The organism is Bradyrhizobium canariense, from assembly GCF_900105125.1.
Lineage (GTDB): Bacteria > Pseudomonadota > Alphaproteobacteria > Rhizobiales > Xanthobacteraceae > Bradyrhizobium > Bradyrhizobium canariense_A.
In genome coordinates this window covers 6,177,076-6,193,431 of record NZ_LT629750.1, presented here as the reverse complement: position 1 = coordinate 6,193,431, position 16,356 = coordinate 6,177,076, and the positions used below count along the sequence as shown (strand labels likewise).

Genomic DNA, 16,356 nt, shown 5'->3' with positions numbered 1-16,356 from the left:
CGCGACGCAACGGCATCGCGCGGCCTGCCAACCCCAGAGGATGACGGCATCCCCATGATACCGACCCCACAGAAAGTCGCGTTGGTGACCGGCGCGGCGCGCGGCATCGGGCTTGCGACCGCGAAACGATTTCTCGCCGAGGGCTGGCGCGTGGCGCTGCTCGACATCGAAGGCGAGTTGCTGGATAGCGCTCACGCCGCGCTGGCCAACCCGGACAACACGCTTGCACTGCATTGCGACGTTTCCGATGCCGGTGCGGTCGCCGCCGCGATGGTCACCGTGAGCGGGCGCTTTGGCAGGCTCGACGCGCTCGTCAATAATGCCGGCATTGCCGTGTTCGCGCCGCTACTGGAAACCTCCGATCAGGACTGGAACCGGGTGCTGGCGGTCAATCTCACCGGGCCCTTCCTCTGCACCAAGGCGGCTGCGCCATTGATGCGCGAACATGGCGGTGGCGCGGTGGTCAACATCACCTCGATCTCGGCCGTACGCGCCTCGACGCTGCGCTCGGCCTACGGCACCAGCAAAGCCGGGCTCGCGCATCTCACCAAGCAACTCGCCGTCGAACTGGCCTCGCTCGGCATTCGTGTCAACGGCGTCGCGCCCGGTCCGGTCGATACCGCCATGGCGAAAGCAGTCCATTCGCCGGAGATCCGCGCCGACTATCACGACGCGATCCCGCTCAACCGTTACGGCCTGGAAGAGGAACTGGCGGAAGCGGTGTTGTTCCTGTGCAGCGATCGCTCGAGCTACATTACCGGACAGATTCTCGCCGTCGACGGCGGTTTCGACGCCGCAGGCATCGGATTGCCGACGCTGCGCGGCGAGCGAAGAAACGGGTAAGACATTCTTGCGCCGGACCGATACAAAAACGTCATTTGCCGATCGCTCGATCTCGCTATATAAACCGGTAGCTTCTTCTCCATTTTGAAGAGGCTAACATGAACGATTTGCATACGTGGCTCTCTGAGCAGCATCACGGCCTGCGGACTTTCCGCGCTTTTCAGCAACAACTGGACACTCTGAGCAAAGGCGATCCGGAGCAGCGCGCTTTGTGCCGCCTGCTGAGCGGCATCGTCGGCAGCTACGTCGAGACCTTCGACGAAGAGCCGTTGCCTGTCTCGGTCGCCGACCGCGCCTACCATCGCCTGCTCGATCTGGTCGCAAGCCTGGATTTTCGCGCCGGCGCCGACCGGCGGCTGGCCGACATCAACCGCGTCGCGGCTTTCGACTTGCGGCATTGACCCGGGAACCCGGCAGATGACGCGCCTTGTCGAGCGACCGATGCCTGACTAGCTTTTTTGGTTACGGGGCGTGTCGAGCATGATCCGGAAAAGTGGGTAGCGATTTTCCGAAAAGATCATGCTTCAACAATGGAGCAGAGAGCGATGGCGATTCCGTCCAAAGCCATCTCGCTCCTGGAGCTGCTCATCATGCCAAAGGCTGGCCTGAAGACTTATCTCGTAACGGCGCTGCTGGTTGCTCTCGCCTCACCGCTGCATGCCGAGATCCGCATTCTCGGCAGCCCCGGCGGACAGGTCGGCCCCTTCCTCGATTTGTTCGAAGGCGTCCGCGAATCCGGCGAACGCGTCGTCATCGACGGACCGTGCCTGTCGGCCTGCACGCTGGTGCTGAGCGTGGTTCCCAGCAATCGCATCTGCGTAACGCGCCGGGCGGTACTCGGATTCCATGCCGCGCGATCGATCGACCGGCGCGGCAGGATGTATGCCGAGCCGGAAGCGTCCGAGCTGGTGCTGGAAGCCTATCCTGCCGCGGTGCGGAGCTGGATCGAGCGCCGCGGCGGATTGTCGTCGCACCTGCTGTTGCTGCGCGGGCGCGAACTCGCAGCGATTTATCCATCGTGCCGGTAGCGCGCGACCGCTGACGGCTCAATCCGGATTCTATTACAGAGAGCCGGCTCCATCCGCGATCGCGCTCCGCGCTTTGGTCAGTGGCCCTCGAGCGGGCAATTGACCATCCAGGGAATGCCGAACTGGTCGACGACCATGCCGAAGCCCCTGGAGAAGAAAGTCTTGCTAAATGGCATGTTGACGCTGCCGCCTTCGCAGAGCGCCTTGAACTTGCGTTCGGCCTCGGCGGGATCGCCGACCGTCAGCGAGACCGAAAAGCCCTGCGGTTTATGGAAATGTTCCGGGGGCGCATCCGAGGCCATCAGCACCTGGCCGTCAATCGACATCCTGGCGTGCATGATATTCTTTTTTCGTTCCGGCGGCGACGGCATCGACTCCGGAGCCTCCTCATTCCTCAGCATCATCTCGATTTTTCCGCCGAGAACCCTCTCGTAGAACTTGAAAGCTGCTTCGCAATTGCTGTCGTAAAACAGATAGGGATTGATCTGCATCGTTCGCTCCTTTCGGTGGTGGACGCCTGTGGTATTCGGTTATTTCTCGGTGAGCCTTTTCAAATTGGCGAGGCCGATTTCGAAGTCTTTGCCGATCATGCGATCCAGGTTCATGAACACCTGCATCACTTTCGACATGAACGGTGCGGGACCACGCATCGTCCAGGTAAGGTCAGTGGTCGGGTTTGTGGCATCACCCTGCGGCAACATGATGAACTCGGCCGTGTTGTGGCCTTCGAATGGCTTGAAGAAATCGAGCTTGATGAGAATTTTCGAAGGCACCGAAATGTCGAGGATTTCCATCCGGCCTGAGCCGACATTGCTGTTGCCTTCCCACGCGTAGACCGCGCCCTTGCCGCTCGCCGCGCCGCTATAGCTGCGATTCATGGCGGGATCCTTGTTCTCGTAAGGCGACCATGATCCCCACTGGTGAAAATCGTTGATCAGCGGAAAGATCTTGTCGGCCGGCGCCTTGACGCTGATTGCGCGCTCGACACTGAACGTTTCCGGCTTGATTGCAGCCAGGATCAGAACAATCGCAATGGCGATCGCAAGCACGACGGCGACGATGGCAATGATTTCGAACATGGAAGACCTCGTACCTGCAAATTACCGGCGATACATGTCAGCGCGAAAACAGCATTAATGCGCGCGAGCTTCTGTTGCGCAACCACAGCCCGCCCCAGACCATCAGCCCCAGATAAAATCCGAACAGGATCTGGCTGAACAACGGGCTGTCGATCCGCACATGCGATGCCATCGCGCCACCGAGATAGCCGGTCAGCAGGATGGCGCCGAGGATCGAGGTCGGCGGCACCGCGTACAGTACGGTGCAGACGACGGTGATGAGGCCAAGGCTGCGCGCCAGCGTTTCGCTCGAACCATAACCCATCCGGTCCATCGTTTCGGTGACGACCGGCCACGGCACCAGCTTGATGGCGCCGTCGAACAGCATAAATACAATAACGAGACCGCTCAGGGCGCGGCCGGTCCAAAGCGCTGGCTTGGAGACCGCTGCGGTGTCCGCAATCGTCGGCATGGCTTGCTCCATTGGTGATGCTCAATCCCTGGACGAACGGGGCAAACGCAATCCGACAGAGAGAATGAATTATTTTTAAAAAGAAGGTTCGGGATGTCCCGTGGTTCGTTATGGTCAGGCGCCGTCCAGCCCGCGCGAAGAGACGCTTCGCGCTTCTGCCGGGCATGACGAGTCCTGAAAACTTCGGCTGGTTGAGGCTTCGGGTCTTACTTCCCAGCCTTTGCGCCTTGCGGCTGGCTGTCGCGCATCAGGCGGTCGAGATGCATGCGGATATGGGCCGCTTCCGCCGTGGTGTTGGCGAGCGCGATGGCGTGGTCGAAGGCGATCCGCGCCTCGTCATTGCGACCGAGCTGCATCAGAAATGCGCCGCGCACGCCAAAGAAATGAAAATAATTCGACAGCCGTTCGCCGAGCGGCTCGATCATTTCAAGCGCCGCCTCGGGCCCGCGCACCTTGGATACCGCCACCGCGCGATTGAGCGTGACTACCGGCGACGGCTGCATGATCTCAAGCGCGCCATAGAGCAGATCGATCTGGGTCCAGTCGGTATCCGAGGGTTTGGCGGCGCGGGCATGCAGGGCCGCGATCGCCGCCTGAACCTGATAGGGCCCGCTTTGGCGATGGCGCATCGCCTTGTCGATCAGCGCCAGTCCCTCCGCGATCATCTTCTGATTCCATAGGCCACGGTCTTGATCGTCGAGCAGCACCAGCGCGCCGTCGGCATCAAAACGCGCAGTGGCACGGGCATGCTGCAGCAACAATAGCGCCGTCAGCCCCATGATCTCGGGCTCGCCCTGGAACAGCCGCAGCAATAGCCGCGCGAGGCGAATGGCTTCCTCGCACAGCGAGCTGCGGATTTCGGCGGTGTCTCCGCTGGCGGAATATCCCTCGTTGAAAATCAAATAGACCATCGCGGCGACCACGGAGAGCCGCTCGGTTCGCTCCACGGCGCCTGGCGTTTCGAACGGCACATCGGCATCGGCGACCCGCGCCTTGGCGCGGGTGATACGCTGCTCCATCGCGGCCTCACTGACCAGAAAGGCGCGCGCGATCTGTTTTACGGTCAGCCCGGAGACGATGCGAAGCGCCAGCGCGATCTGCTGCGTCGGCGGCAGATCGGGATGGCAGCAGATGAACAACAGCCGCAAGATATCGTCGCGGTAATGCGAGCCGTCGAGCCGCTCGGCAAGCCGCTCCTCGGCATCGTCGAGATCGGAGATGACGTCGTCCTCGGGCAGCGGCTCCTGCTTGCGGCTGCGCCTGATATCGTCGATCGCGACGTTGCGTCCGACCATGATCAGCCACGCCGCCGGATCGCGTGGCGGCCCGTTCTGCGGCCAGCTTTTCAGCGCGCGCAGGCAGGCGTTCTGGAAGGCTTCCTCGGCGGTGTCGAGATTGCGGAAATAGCGCAGCAGCGCGCCGACCGCCTGGGGGCGCGCCGAGGTCAGCGCGGCATCGATCCAGGCGGTATCGGTCACGTCTTGATGCTCCCGGGATTGAGCAGGCCGACGGGACGGATTTCGTAAGCGCCGCCGGGATTGGCGGCGCCGAGATCGCGCGCGACGTCCAGCGCCTCGTCCAGATTGTTGCAATCGACGATGTAGAAGCCGAGCAGCTGTTCCTTGGTCTCGGCAAAGGGCCCGTCGAGCACGACAGGCGGATTCTCCTTGCGCAGGGTGGTCGCAGCGGTGGTCGGCAACAGCCGCGCGACCGGCCCGAGCCGGCCCTGTTTGGCGAGTTTATCTTGCACGACGCCGAGTTTCTGCATCACGGCGGCGTCCTGCTCCTTGGTCCAGGAGCCGACGGCATCTTCGTCATGGTAGCAAAGGATCGCGTAGAGCATGGGACAAGGCTCCTGTTCACTGCAACGACGAATAAGGCGGCGCGAAGCCGACAGCAAAGCGGAAATATTTTGCTTGGGCCACCCGGGCCGGTATGTTGCCGGAACTTCCGAACATCTCAGGCAAAAATCCAATGAATAAAGGCACGCTTGCCCTCCTCATCCATGGCGCGACCGAAAACTGGTCGCCGGCGCGATGGAAAAGCCGATTTGACCAGGTATGCCCTGATCGGCGCGTTCTGCTGCTGCCCGATTCCGGGTTCGACCCTGCGGAGGTCCATTACGCCGCGGTCTGGAAGCCCTCGCCAGGGGAACTCGCCGCATTTCCAAATCTGCGGGTCATTTTCAACCTCGGCGCCGGCGTCGACGCGTTGATGGCCGATGGCCGCCTGCCGAACGTGCCGCTGGTCCGCGTGGCCGTCTCCGATCTCACCGCGCGCATGACGGAATATGTCGTGCTTCATGTGCTGATGCATCACCGGCAGGAACTTTACCTGCGGGCCAGCCAGCGCGAGAAACGCTGGGCGCCCAAATCTCAATGGCCGGCGAGCGCGATTTCGGCTGGGATCATGGGCCTCGGCACACTTGGCGCAGACGCGGCGCGAGCGCTGGCGAAACTCGGCTTTCGCGTCTCCGGCTGGAGCCGAAGTCCGAAAGAGATCGACGGCATCGACTGCTTTCACGGCCAAGCGCAACTCGAGCCGTTTCTGCAGCAGACCGATATCCTGGTCTGCCTGTTGCCGCTGACGCCGGATACGCGGCACATCTTGAATCGCGGATTGTTCTCAAGGCTCAACCGCAGCAGCCCGATGGGCGCGCCGGTCCTGATCAATGCCGGGCGCGGCGGCCTGCAAAACGAAGCCGATATTCTTGCATGCCTTGACGACGGCACGCTTGGTGCGGCTTCGCTGGACGTCTATGCCACCGAACCGCTGCCACCGGACAGTCCGTTCTGGACGCATCCGAAGGTCGTGCTGACGCCGCACAATGCCGCCGACACCGATCCCGACGAGATATCGAAATACGTCGCGCGGCAGATCGAGCGCTTTGAGGCCGGGGGAACGCTCGAAAACATCGTCAATCCCACGCGGGGGTATTAGGAACGCGCGATAGCGTGACGACAGGACCTAAGCGCGCACCATCACATCGATCGCGCCCTTCACGATCGCTTCCAACTCCTTGCGCGGCACGCGGGCGCGGGCGCGGATCGCGATGGTATGGATGGTTGCCGATGCAAGCTGCGCAAGCACCAAGGGGTCGGCGGTTTCACTCAGTTCGCCGTTTTCCTTCGCAAGCCGGAAGCAGGTGGCGAAGGCCTTGTCGAGTTCGACAAAGCCGTCAAGCACCATGGCGCGAATATCCGGATCAAACACCGCTTCCGATGCCGCCGTCATCACCGTGAAGCAGCCGCGCGGTCCTTCGTCGCCGGACAGATAGATATCGAGCGCTACTGCGTAGATGCGCTGCAGCCGTTTGCGGATCGGCATCTCGTTCCGGAAAATCTCGATCATCGCCGCGCGCGCGTCGTCGCGATAGCGCTGATAGCTCTTGATGTAGAGTTCGCGCTTGTCGCCGAATGCACCGTAAAGGCTCGGCCGGTTCATGCCGGTAGCGGCGCTTAGATCGTCGAGCGAGGTCGCGGCAAAGCCGTCCTTGCGAAACAGATCGAGCGCCTTGCCGAGTGCGACTTCAGGCTGGTAGGCCCGCGGACGGCCGCGGCGCTTGGGCGCGTCCGGGGCATCGATCGTCGCGGCCGGCGACATCTTTTTAGTTTTTTGTACCATTTCGCAATAAATCCCTTGACCCGATTTATATTATGCGGAATGGTATAAAAATCAACCCTGGCTCGAATTTCTGAATTGGCGCGCGACGCAAAGCCGGATTTCGCTTTTTCCGATCGCGCACTGCCCGAGCCAAACCGCCAAGGAGGCACACATGGACCTGTATTTTTCCCCGCTCGCCTGCTCGATGGCGACCCGCATTGCGCTGTATGAAGCCGGCGCCGAGGCCAGATATCTTGAGGTCGATCCGAAAACCAAAATCGTGCAGAACGACGGTTCGGATTTTCGCGAGGTGAACCCGCTCGGCCTGGTGCCGACGCTGCGCACCGATGACGGGCTGGTGCTCACCGAAAATGCCGCGATCCTGCAATATGTCGCGGATCATTTTCCTCAAGCCGGCATCGCCACCGGACCCGGCATGGAACGCAGCCGGCTGCATCAGTGGCTGTGCTTCATCGGCACCGAGCTGCACAAGGGATTATTCGTGCCGGTGCTCGACAAGAAGGCACCGCCAGAAGTGAAATCCTATGTGCTCGGCAGGAACCTGTCGCGGCTCGACTATCTCGAGAACTACCTCAAAGGCCGTGAATTCCTGCTCGACCATTTCAGCGTCGCTGATGCTTACCTCGTGACCGTCATCAACTGGACCATGGCGACGCCGCCGATCGAGCTTGCGAAATGGCCTGTCGTAAAAGCCTATTACGAGCGCCTGCGCGCACGCCCCAGCATCGCCAGGGCGATCGGCGAGGAGTTCGAACTGTATAAGGCCGAGCTCGCCCGCCACAAGGCGGCGGCTTAGGCCTAAGCGGAGGATTTCGCGAGCGGCTTGCTTTCTTCTCCCCCTCCCCCTTGCGGGGAGGGGTCGGGGGTGGGCGTTAACGGGTGATATCTCGCTTGTGGCTACCGCCCTCCCCCGCAAGGGGGAGGGAGCCCGCGTCTCATCTCAAATTCAAAACGGGCTCTCGCCCAGCCCCGGCACGTTCGCCGGCCTTGGGCCTGGCGCGGGCCAGTGAAAGCGGCGATCTTTTTCAGCAATCTCGATGTCGTTGATGCTGGCTTCGCGCCGGCGCATCAGGCCGTGCTCGTCAAACTCCCATTGCTCATTGCCGTAGGAGCGATGCCACTGCCCAGCGGCGTCGTGCCATTCGTACTGAAAGCGCACCGCGATGTGATTGCCGTCGAACGCCCAGAGATCCTTGATCAGGCGATAGTCTTTTTCCTTCTCCCATTTGCGGGTGAGGAAGGCGACGATTGCGGCGCGGCCCTGGAAAAACTCCGAGCGATTGCGCCAGCGGCTATCCTCAGTATAGGCCAGCGCCACGCGCTCGGGATCGCACGAGTTCCAGGCATCTTCGGCCATGCGGGCTTTCTGGGCGGCGGTCTCTCTGGTGAACGGCGGAAGCGGCGGACGCGACATGGTGACCTCCGGATTTTGATAATCTACCGCGAGTGTATCGCCGTGGTGCGGCGAGTCGAGGGCATCCCGCCTATCGGCCGATAACTATAGCGTTTCAAGCGAAGTGGGCACCGGTTCGCGTGAAGAAAACGCGTCAAACAAAAGCCTAGATCAGATCGGCCTTCATCAGCAGCCGCAGCGATTTCGGTATCGGCTGCGCCCTCCCCTCGCTGATAAAGGCGACGCGCACCTGCGCTTTGACCAGCACGTTGTCGCCGCGCCGGACCTCCTGCGCGAGCGTGATCGAGGCCCCCTTCACCGCGATCGGCCATGTCACGATCTCGAGCACGTCGTCCATGCGCGCGGGCTTCAGATAATCGATCTGCATCGAGCGCACCACGAAGGCGAAGCCCGGTGTCTCCTCCTGCGCCTCGGCAAACAGCGTGTGCTGATCCGCGCCCATCAACCGCAGATGATTGGTACGTCCACGCTCCATGAAACGCAGATAATTGGCGTGGTAGACGATGCCGGAAAACACTGGTTTGACGATATCGCAACAGAATAAAAACGACCTGATTTCACTGGGGCGCTGGAAGGCCATAGCATGAACGAGGGGTAGATTTAACTTTGCCCTTCCATGGCGAGTCGCAGGGACTTTGGGATGCGCCGTGCTTTTTCGCCTGAGATAGCCGTAGTTCCTCCGATTCGTCGTTCGCGGCTCGGCCTCTCGGTTTCTGTGAGTTCATCTGCGACGGCCCCGTTTGCCGCAGGGGCGAGTGGTGGATTTCCAGCAGAAACTGGCAGCGAAGCGAACTTCTGGACGGGATGGCTGGCCCCGGCCCTTGAAATGTTCACCCTGCGTTCCCACTACTAAGTGCTGCATTCATAAGGTGGGGACACGGAATGAGGCAGCTTGAAGTCGAGAATCAACTTCGCGACGTAGTCAGCCGCATCATCGTTCAAGTCGAGTTGGCGACCTCCCAGGGTCGAACCGACATCAACTTGGCGCTGGAGGACGCGTTCATCCCCATCCTGAAGTCAGTATATAACCTCCCGCATCTCACCAATCTGAACCGGAAGCAGAAAAACTTCCCCGGCATCGATCTCGGCGACGATCACGATCGGGTGGCATTCCAGATCACTTCGACGACCACGCTGGAAAAGGTGAAGTTCACAGTTCAGCAGTTCATGGACCGCGCCTACTACAACACGTTCGACGAACTGTTCATCCTCATGCTCGGGAAGAAGCAGTCGTCCTACAGCCAGGCATCGGTGAATGGGCTGCTTACTGACCAGTTCGCCTTCAACTGCAAGAAGCACATCATCGACCTCGGTGACATTCTCGGTCAGGTGACCGCTCTGCGGCTCGCGGCGCAGGAGCGAGTGCTGTCAGAGTTCAAGCGCATCCTGGGCGAAGTCGACGCGTACATCAGCTTCAGTTCGGAGAGCATTGCGGCACCGACGGCCATCACGTCCAACCTACAGATGATCAAGCTCCCCGAAGCGGTTTACGTGGCCGAGCTGACCATCGACGACAAGAAGGTGATCGCGCAGGGGAAGGCGAAGCTCAACTACGGGGGAAAGGCGCGGAGCAGGAAATCGGTCGTCAAGATGGCGCTACTACTGAATGACGTGGAGACAGATGCGTGGGTCTGCCACGACAACAAGCTCTTCTCGTTCCACGACATAGAACAGTGCGGCCTGATCAGCGTGGTGGACGCGGGCTCGGTGGAGCGGCTGAACGTATCCGACTTGGCCGAGTCCCCCGAATTGGACAACGTGAACATCCTGAAGCAGCTTCTCTCGGCCGAAACGCGGGAGCAGTTGAAGCAGCGCCACGTGCGCATGCACAACAAGGACGGGTTCTTCTTCTTCGGACCGACCGAGGAGGGACAGCTTGAGCGGAGGGAGACTTGGATCGGGAAAAGGACCGCGATCCGCCGCGTGTTCGAGGTCAAGTACCAGCGCAAGGATCCGTCCAAGGTCGCGCACCAGAAGCATTTCTCGTTCGACCTGACGTTCACGAAGCTGGGGGACGACTGGTATGCGCAGATCGTGCCGAGTTGGTACTATTCTTATGACGGCTACCGCCAATCGCGCTGGCACGATGAACTGTTGTCGGCGCAGAAGCGTCTTGAGCACAATGCAACCGTCCGAAACATGGTTCGTTTCGTGGCCTATTTCCTGTCCGGCGCCAGCAAGAACGAGGACGAGGACCACGGGCTGCGCTTCCTATCCCTCGTTGAATTCAACGTGCAGGACGCCGACGAGGCAGAGCCAGTAGGTGACGACGATGAAGACGATACCAAAGTGGCGGGAGGAACGGCGGCATGAAACTCACGACGCTACCTGAACCGCTGCTCGAATTCGGTACCGGCACGCACGTCTGCCCCCGAACGGGAATCGAGCACTTGGGCGTCTACGACAAGCGAGACGAGTTGCGTCGAACCGAACTGCGGATCGGCGTGGTCGGACGCGGAGAAGGAATCGACCTCTTGGACGATTGGCTCGAGAGGTGCCGGGATGGAATTGAGCGCAAGGAGGGGTCCAAGCTGCTGAACCTGTTTCGGGGCTTCGGCGGCATCAATCAGGACTACGGATTCCTGACGAGGATCATCAACTCTCCGCAGTACACCCGCACCATCAAGAAGTCGGATATCTCGGCAGTAGTTAAGCTCGCGTCCCGGGCGGAGCGAGTGGAGAAGGCCGTTGAACTCTACTACGAGCAGATTCGCTTCCTCGCCGAGAACAGATCGGTGGACGTGATCGTCTGCGTGATGCCGAACGAAATGTTCGACTCCATCACGACGACCTCGGAGAGCGACGACGATAATTCGGGGGATAGCGAGCTTGAGCACAACTTCAGACGCATCCTGAAGGCCAAGAGCATGCACCTCGGCACCCCGCTGCAATTGGTGCGCGAGAAGACCATCCTCATTACCAAGCAGGCGGGAGATCAGCAGGACCCAGCCACGAAAGCATGGAACTTCGTCACGGCGCTCTACTACAAGGGCAACAAGACAATTCCTTGGCGGCTCGTCGAGGACACGGCGAAGCTCCGGTCGTGCTACATCGGCATCGGTTTCTACAAGAGCCGCGACGGAGAGACGGTATCGTCGAGCTTGGCGCAGGTCTTCGACGAGTTCGGCCACGGGATCATTCTTCGCGGTACGCCAGTGTCGATCGACAAGAAGAACCGTCACGCGTACCTGAGCGAGGATCAGGCCTACGAGTTGCTGCGCGACGCGCTGGACGAGTATGACCGAGCGCTTGAGCACATGCCGGCTCGGATCGTGATCCACAAGTCGAGCCAATTCCGCGAGAGCGAGCGCAAGGGTTTTCTCAGGGCGCTCGACGAGAAGGGCATCCGGGCGAAGGACTTCGTCGCGATAACGGACACGGATATCAGGCTGTTCGGTAACAAAGATTATCCGCCAAAGCGCGGGACGCTGATGACAATTTCTGAAACTGAGGGAGTGCTCTACACTCGAGGTACCGTCGACTTCTACAAGACATATCCCGGCATGTATGTCCCGGCCCCGCTAAAGATCACGGCGTACGAGCAAGATTCCTCCCTTGAGAGCCTTTGCGATGAGATACTGGGACTGACCAAGATGAACTGGAACAACACTCAGATGGATGGTCGTCTGCCCATCACACTGGAATGCGCGCGGAAGATCGGAGACATCATGAAATACGTCAGCCCGACTGAGAAGCCGCAGGTCAGCTATAGCTTCTACATGTAGCGATTCCGGAGGCTCCAGGCGGCCCCTCTTCCGCTCGGACTCCTTGCGTCCGCTTCCGATAGGGCCGCGTGGGCATCCGGCAGGGTTGCAGCGTACGATACCATCCACGGCAATAGAGACAACCGAACGCCCACATCAAGCTAAGCTTATGAGTCACTTTGACGAACTACCGCGTCGTGACCGAAATCACGAGATCGAGGACGAGGCGATTGCGGCCTTCCAGATGCGACTTACCCACAGCGGCGCTTTCATTTTGCAGGCACCGGACCGCAAGGACTACGGGACCGACTGCCAGATCGAGGCGATGGCTGATGGGCAGGCCACCAATGCCCGGGTCCACGTCCAACTTAAAGGAACCGAGAGTGCACTGAACGCTGACGGTTCGCTCAGTGTGGAGGTGCGCCGTACTAACCTCAACTACCTGCTTATGCAGCCCTACAGCGTTTACGTCGCGTATCACGCGCCGACGGGCTCCTTACGCATCCGCACGGCGGAAAGCGTTGCTCGTCAATATGAACATGGCACGACGAACTGGACCGACCAGCAGTCAGTGACAGTCTCTTTCGTTGAAGAGCTGACAGTCGAGCGCCTTGGCCAGCTCGCGGATCTCGCCCGTTCCGGGGCGAAGTCGTCACGCGATCGGCGCGTAGAGCAAGTCAGCATGGCCGCGGCGGAACTGTCTAATCACGTTCTGAAGTCTCCGCCGGAAGTTCACGTTCCCGAGGAGCCGGCCCTGGCGCGCAAGCTGCTTGTGCAACTCTACGAGAAGAACGCAGACGAGGCGATTAGCGCCGGCTTCGCTAAGTTCGCGGCCGTTCTTGGCACCGGCAGTGACGAAATGGGCATTTGTTACATGTCCGAGATCAACCTAGGCATGGACGGCATGAGCCGCCGCCCAGAGCGGATCAAGGAGGCCATCAGCTTTTTCCGGACAAGGCTCGCCGACGATCATCCCCAGCGCGGCGACCGACACTACACGATCGGAAACGCCTTCCACGCTCTCCGTAATGAGCAGGAAGCAAGGCGCGCTTTCGAAACCGCGCTGGCCGACCCGGCGCTCGCTGCGTCACCCGAACTGGCGGCTCAGATCCACAAAAACCTTGGCTCCAGTTACGCGCTGCTCGGTGACCATGAACAGGCGGTGGATCACTACCGCGAAGCTTTACGGTTGAATTCCGACCTTGCGGAGGTCCACAACGCGCTGGGCACCCACTATGTCCGCCTGGGCAAATACGAGGACGCCTTGCGTCATCTCGACCAGGTCGTCTTCTCGGATCAAAAGCAGGGCCGGATCTCTGCGGTCACCGGCTGGCGCGCCAACGTCCTTTTCAACCTTGGCGACGGCCGTGCAGCGTTTCGCGAAATCAATGGCCTGGTGGCTCAGGCCGATCGCCACCGTTGGATTTGGCCCTGGTGTCGCCGTCTGGTCGCTGGCTCTGGGCGCGCGAGTGTGGACAACGCCCGCCAAGCCGCGCCTTTCTGGCAACGTTATGTAAGGGCGAACCCCGAGGACCCCGCCGCGAGGTGGGAGCTTCTCATGACAATGTTCTATCTGCGCGGCCGAGGGGAGAACATCGGAAAGAGCTACGGCGAGTTCCGCGAGGAATTTGATCGCCACATTGTCCACATCGACTCCGAGAACGCCGCGCTGCCTTGGGATCGTCTGGGCCACTGGGCGCAGGATGAGGAGGACTGGGCGGAGGCGGAGCGCTGTTTTCGTAAGGCCTATGAATTGGCGGGCGGCGATTACGGCTATTGCCTGGCGATTGCCCTCAAAGCTCTGGAGCGGTTCGATGAGAGCGTGCCGCTACTGCTGGAGCAGGCCCAGATCGTTCAACCGGACGCCATGAGCTGGTTTCAGCTGGCTGCGGCTTACGCCAGCCTCGATAGATGGAGAGAGGCGATCGAGGCCTACGAAAAGGCGCTTGCGCTCGATCCAGACTATGCTGTTGCGATGTTCGATCTTGGTGGCGCTCACTGGAACAGCGGTGACGCGGCAACGGCAGCGAAGGTTTGGACGGCGGCGATGGAGCGTTTCCCTGACCACGAACTCAGCGCCAAGCTTCAGTGCGATTTCTCGTTCTTGTTTGGTAATCCAGCGGCCGGCCAACCCGGCGATGGCGCTCGTTAGAAGGGGAAGTCTCGCGGTGGGACCGTTCCCGACTCATGCGCGTCACTATCGCCCATTCACGCGCATCCAGCCTTCCCGGTGTGGGTCGACAGAAACGACGGCGTGGTCTGTCAGTCCGCGAGTCTCGGCGAAGCGCCTCGCTTGCTCGGCATCCTGCGTCGCGTGGACGAGCTCGCCTGCATCGTCAAAAACGCCGTGACACAGGAAGCGTCCGGGGTTGTTGGGATCGATCGAACCCAAGATCCGGTCGGCCATGTTCCAGCCTGAGAAGAAGGTTGCCGTACCCGTCCCGCCGGCGATACCGCTGCTGACCACGCCTATGAGGTTGCCGGTCTCGTTGAACACCGGGCCGCCGCTCATGCCGCCCGGCCATTCGGCTGCGACTCTGATTACCGGCCAGGGGCGGCCGCGCGCCCCGTCCGCCGGCTCCACGTCCGTGATCTCACCGAAGGACCCATATAGGTATTGGGAGATCGGCCGTTCCTCGCGGCCCTCTTCGTCGAGGTTCGGGAAGCCGAGTGCGAGCACGCGCTCGCCGCGCACAGGCCGCCACCGCCGCAGATCGAGCGGCCAGTACGGAGTGCCCTCGGAGGATTGCGTCGCAGGGCGGATTCTCAACACGACCAGTTCCGTCAGATTCCGAAGACGCGGCGTCTGGAACGGCGGGGCCTCGACGCCGCAGAAGGCATACGATCCAGCCAGTGGTCGCCAAGCGTCCGCGCGTAGTCCGATCAGGCCGAACCCTGTTCCTTCGACCTCGAGCGCTGCAAGCCGCAGCCCCGGTCGAAGCGCCGCCCCGGTACCGGCTTCGTCAACCTCGAAGAGATCCTCCAGGACGTGGAATGCGGTGAGACAGCGGGACCATGGGTCGATACGAAAGGTGGTGCCGTGGCCGACCGGGCGGTCGTCGGATCGCCTCGGATCGAAGCCGAACAGCGGCAAGACCCTGGCGCGGATGTCTGGGGCCTGGACGAGAAAGAGCCCTCGCTCGTCCACCTCGCCGGCTCCGGGCTCGATCGGGAAGCTCATGCATCGGCTCCACACGCATCCGAATGGCTCGACTGCAACTGGAAACGCCAATGCGGCGGCGGCGCCTTACTGGGACAGCCAGCCCTGATGGGCGGCTCGCACCATCCCGGCCCGTGCCGCACCCGACGCAGAACGATTTGTCCGTTGCGAAGGGTCAACGCCGTTGAAGCCATTGGACGGTCAATTCCTGATGTTGCTTGCCATCCTCCCAGCTCAGGGTCACCCAATTCGTTGATGTTGGATACGAGATCAGGATTCGGCTGGGTCGATATCTGGCACCGGCCAAGGACGGATACTTGCTCAGATCAGGCGCTTCGAGCAGCAACTCGAAGCGAAAGCCCATGATGTTAATCGCGAACGCTTTAATATCATCCTGCTCGTCGGTCAGCGGCTGGAACTGAAAGCGCGGCATGTTTTCCATGATGTTGCCGCTGTTCATGGTGCAGAACAGCCCCGCCCCTGCGGGCCAATGCCGGGAGTCGTCAAGCATGTCGAGAATTGCCTCATCTCGCGAGAACGCGCCCGACAGTCGTTGTCTTCCACGTGCCAGGTTCCGGGACACGGCAGCTGCTTTGGCGGTTTTCAAAATCCAGCGTTCGAGGTCATGCCCGGATAGAATGGCGTGTCGCGACCCGGCATCGTGTTCGAGATAAGATTTGAGGGAGGCGAAGAAGTAATGTGCAGAGGCATCGAGCGGGCTAAGCGCGCTGTTGTGCTTGGTACAGAGGCATTTTGTCTGGAGAGGCGGCATGATCTTCGTTTCGCCCGCTTCCAGCCACGGAACGCCTGAGATCGAGAACTCACCGTCGCCCATCAATACGCGGCAGACGGAATCCGAAATGATATGCTCGGCCGAGATGGGGGGAACGCATGATCCCAGCTCCTTCATGTAACATTTTTCGACACGTCCCGTGGCAGGCAGCGCTTTGAGTCCAAGGACTGCGGACGGCTTGTGCCAGCCCTGCCCGTTGAAGCAACAAAGGCGCGCGGTCTTCCCCGAGCTGCATGGACACGGCCCGTTTAAGACGGCTT

18 protein-coding genes are annotated in these 16,356 nt (G+C 60.9%); 8 read left to right on the top strand and 10 right to left on the bottom strand.

What is annotated here, in order from left to right; translation table 11 throughout:
• Positions 1–54 precede the first annotated feature (54 nt).
• The 3 genes from BLV09_RS29300 (at position 55) to BLV09_RS29290 (ending at position 1,871) form a co-directional block, all read left to right on the top strand.
• Positions 55–843, top strand: coding sequence for an SDR family NAD(P)-dependent oxidoreductase (locus tag BLV09_RS29300; protein WP_146689880.1), 789 nt, complete (start codon positions 55–57; stop codon positions 841–843).
• 98 nt (positions 844–941) lie between these two features.
• Positions 942–1,244 (top strand): hypothetical protein, encoded by a 303-nt coding sequence (locus BLV09_RS29295; protein WP_146689879.1) that lies wholly within the window; start codon positions 942–944, stop codon positions 1,242–1,244.
• A 189-nt stretch (positions 1,245–1,433) separates the two neighbouring features.
• Positions 1,434–1,871, top strand: a complete 438-nt coding sequence (locus tag BLV09_RS29290; protein ID WP_146691355.1) for a hypothetical protein — start codon at positions 1,434–1,436, stop codon at positions 1,869–1,871.
• Positions 1,872–1,948: 77 nt separating this feature from the next.
• On the opposite strand, the gene BLV09_RS29285 is transcribed toward BLV09_RS29290, so the two are convergent.
• From BLV09_RS29285 to BLV09_RS29265, 5 genes are all read right to left on the bottom strand, one after another.
• The gene (locus BLV09_RS29285; RefSeq protein WP_146689878.1) at positions 1,949–2,362 is read right to left on the bottom strand and encodes a VOC family protein; all 414 of its coding nucleotides are present in this window, start codon (positions 2,360–2,362) and stop codon (positions 1,949–1,951) included.
• A 39-nt stretch (positions 2,363–2,401) separates the two neighbouring features.
• Complete coding sequence (locus tag BLV09_RS29280) at positions 2,402–2,950, bottom strand: SRPBCC family protein (protein ID WP_146689877.1); 549 nt, start codon at positions 2,948–2,950, stop codon at positions 2,402–2,404.
• 37 nt (positions 2,951–2,987) lie between these two features.
• A complete protein-coding gene (locus BLV09_RS29275) occupies positions 2,988–3,401 on the bottom strand; it encodes a DoxX family protein (protein WP_146689876.1) in 414 nt (137 codons plus the stop codon).
• Between the two features lie 206 nt (positions 3,402–3,607).
• Positions 3,608–4,879, bottom strand: coding sequence for an RNA polymerase sigma factor (locus tag BLV09_RS29270; RefSeq protein WP_146689875.1), 1,272 nt, complete (start codon positions 4,877–4,879; stop codon positions 3,608–3,610).
• Positions 4,876–5,244, bottom strand: coding sequence for a YciI family protein (locus BLV09_RS29265; RefSeq protein WP_100385638.1), 369 nt, complete (start codon positions 5,242–5,244; stop codon positions 4,876–4,878). Before BLV09_RS29265 ends, BLV09_RS29270 begins: the two co-directional genes overlap by 4 nt.
• Before the next feature lie 131 nt (positions 5,245–5,375).
• On the opposite strand from BLV09_RS29265, the gene BLV09_RS29260 reads away from it, so the two are divergent.
• Positions 5,376–6,341 (top strand): 2-hydroxyacid dehydrogenase, encoded by a 966-nt coding sequence (locus tag BLV09_RS29260; protein ID WP_146689874.1) that lies wholly within the window; start codon positions 5,376–5,378, stop codon positions 6,339–6,341.
• 27 nt (positions 6,342–6,368) lie between these two features.
• On the opposite strand, the gene BLV09_RS29255 is transcribed toward BLV09_RS29260, so the two are convergent.
• Positions 6,369–7,025 (bottom strand): TetR/AcrR family transcriptional regulator, encoded by a 657-nt coding sequence (locus BLV09_RS29255; protein ID WP_146689873.1) that lies wholly within the window; start codon positions 7,023–7,025, stop codon positions 6,369–6,371.
• A gap of 151 nt (positions 7,026–7,176) precedes the next feature.
• Here BLV09_RS29255 and BLV09_RS29250 point away from each other — a divergent pair, with 151 nt between their 5' ends.
• Positions 7,177–7,821, top strand: coding sequence for a glutathione binding-like protein (locus BLV09_RS29250; RefSeq protein ID WP_146689872.1), 645 nt, complete (start codon positions 7,177–7,179; stop codon positions 7,819–7,821).
• 150 nt (positions 7,822–7,971) lie between these two features.
• Here BLV09_RS29250 and BLV09_RS29245 read toward each other — a convergent pair whose 3' ends face one another.
• Both BLV09_RS29245 and BLV09_RS29240 read right to left on the bottom strand, forming a co-directional pair.
• On the bottom strand, positions 7,972–8,439 hold the full coding sequence (locus BLV09_RS29245) for a DUF1348 family protein (protein ID WP_146689871.1): 468 nt from the start codon (positions 8,437–8,439) through the stop codon (positions 7,972–7,974).
• 145 nt (positions 8,440–8,584) lie between these two features.
• On the bottom strand, positions 8,585–9,019 hold the full coding sequence (locus BLV09_RS29240) for a YbgC/FadM family acyl-CoA thioesterase (RefSeq protein WP_146689870.1): 435 nt from the start codon (positions 9,017–9,019) through the stop codon (positions 8,585–8,587).
• Positions 9,020–9,321: 302 nt separating this feature from the next.
• On the opposite strand from BLV09_RS29240, the gene BLV09_RS29235 reads away from it, so the two are divergent.
• From BLV09_RS29235 to BLV09_RS29225, 3 genes are all read left to right on the top strand, one after another.
• Positions 9,322–10,752 carry an SMEK domain-containing protein gene (locus tag BLV09_RS29235; RefSeq protein ID WP_146689869.1) on the top strand — a complete coding sequence of 477 codons (1,431 nt, stop codon included), beginning with the start codon at positions 9,322–9,324 and terminating at the stop codon, positions 10,750–10,752.
• Positions 10,749–12,164, top strand: a complete 1,416-nt coding sequence (locus BLV09_RS29230) for an argonaute/piwi family protein (RefSeq protein ID WP_146689868.1) — start codon at positions 10,749–10,751, stop codon at positions 12,162–12,164. Before BLV09_RS29235 ends, BLV09_RS29230 begins: the two co-directional genes overlap by 4 nt.
• A 148-nt stretch (positions 12,165–12,312) precedes the next feature.
• Positions 12,313–14,295 carry a tetratricopeptide repeat protein gene (locus BLV09_RS29225; protein WP_146689867.1) on the top strand — a complete coding sequence of 661 codons (1,983 nt, stop codon included), beginning with the start codon at positions 12,313–12,315 and terminating at the stop codon, positions 14,293–14,295.
• A 45-nt stretch (positions 14,296–14,340) separates the two neighbouring features.
• On the opposite strand, the gene BLV09_RS29220 is transcribed toward BLV09_RS29225, so the two are convergent.
• Together BLV09_RS29220 and BLV09_RS38270 are read right to left on the bottom strand one after the other, a co-directional pair.
• Positions 14,341–15,324, bottom strand: a complete 984-nt coding sequence (locus BLV09_RS29220; RefSeq protein WP_146689866.1) for a S1 family peptidase — start codon at positions 15,322–15,324, stop codon at positions 14,341–14,343.
• 154 nt (positions 15,325–15,478) lie between these two features.
• Positions 15,479–16,213 carry a hypothetical protein gene (locus BLV09_RS38270; RefSeq protein WP_244548842.1) on the bottom strand — a complete coding sequence of 245 codons (735 nt, stop codon included), beginning with the start codon at positions 16,211–16,213 and terminating at the stop codon, positions 15,479–15,481.
• Positions 16,214–16,356: the final 143 nt, after the last annotated feature.

Coding starts and splice junctions, on each gene's coding strand:
- BLV09_RS29300 (WP_146689880.1), top strand. CDS start 55: ATGATACCGACCCCACAGAAAGTCGCGTTGGTGACCGGCGCGGCGCGC.
- BLV09_RS29295 (WP_146689879.1), top strand. CDS start 942: ATGAACGATTTGCATACGTGGCTCTCTGAGCAGCATCACGGCCTGCGG.
- BLV09_RS29290 (WP_146691355.1), top strand. CDS start 1,434: ATGCCAAAGGCTGGCCTGAAGACTTATCTCGTAACGGCGCTGCTGGTT.
- BLV09_RS29285 (WP_146689878.1), bottom strand. CDS start 2,362: ATGCAGATCAATCCCTATCTGTTTTACGACAGCAATTGCGAAGCAGCT.
- BLV09_RS29280 (WP_146689877.1), bottom strand. CDS start 2,950: ATGTTCGAAATCATTGCCATCGTCGCCGTCGTGCTTGCGATCGCCATT.
- BLV09_RS29275 (WP_146689876.1), bottom strand. CDS start 3,401: ATGCCGACGATTGCGGACACCGCAGCGGTCTCCAAGCCAGCGCTTTGG.
- BLV09_RS29265 (WP_100385638.1), bottom strand. CDS start 5,244: ATGCTCTACGCGATCCTTTGCTACCATGACGAAGATGCCGTCGGCTCC.
- BLV09_RS29260 (WP_146689874.1), top strand. CDS start 5,376: ATGAATAAAGGCACGCTTGCCCTCCTCATCCATGGCGCGACCGAAAAC.
- BLV09_RS29255 (WP_146689873.1), bottom strand. CDS start 7,025: ATGGTACAAAAAACTAAAAAGATGTCGCCGGCCGCGACGATCGATGCC.
- BLV09_RS29250 (WP_146689872.1), top strand. CDS start 7,177: ATGGACCTGTATTTTTCCCCGCTCGCCTGCTCGATGGCGACCCGCATT.
- BLV09_RS29245 (WP_146689871.1), bottom strand. CDS start 8,439: ATGTCGCGTCCGCCGCTTCCGCCGTTCACCAGAGAGACCGCCGCCCAG.
- BLV09_RS29240 (WP_146689870.1), bottom strand. CDS start 9,019: ATGGCCTTCCAGCGCCCCAGTGAAATCAGGTCGTTTTTATTCTGTTGC.
- BLV09_RS29235 (WP_146689869.1), top strand. CDS start 9,322: ATGAGGCAGCTTGAAGTCGAGAATCAACTTCGCGACGTAGTCAGCCGC.
- BLV09_RS29230 (WP_146689868.1), top strand. CDS start 10,749: ATGAAACTCACGACGCTACCTGAACCGCTGCTCGAATTCGGTACCGGC.
- BLV09_RS29225 (WP_146689867.1), top strand. CDS start 12,313: ATGAGTCACTTTGACGAACTACCGCGTCGTGACCGAAATCACGAGATC.
- BLV09_RS29220 (WP_146689866.1), bottom strand. CDS start 15,324: ATGAGCTTCCCGATCGAGCCCGGAGCCGGCGAGGTGGACGAGCGAGGG.
- BLV09_RS38270 (WP_244548842.1), bottom strand. CDS start 16,213: ATGAAGGAGCTGGGATCATGCGTTCCCCCCATCTCGGCCGAGCATATC.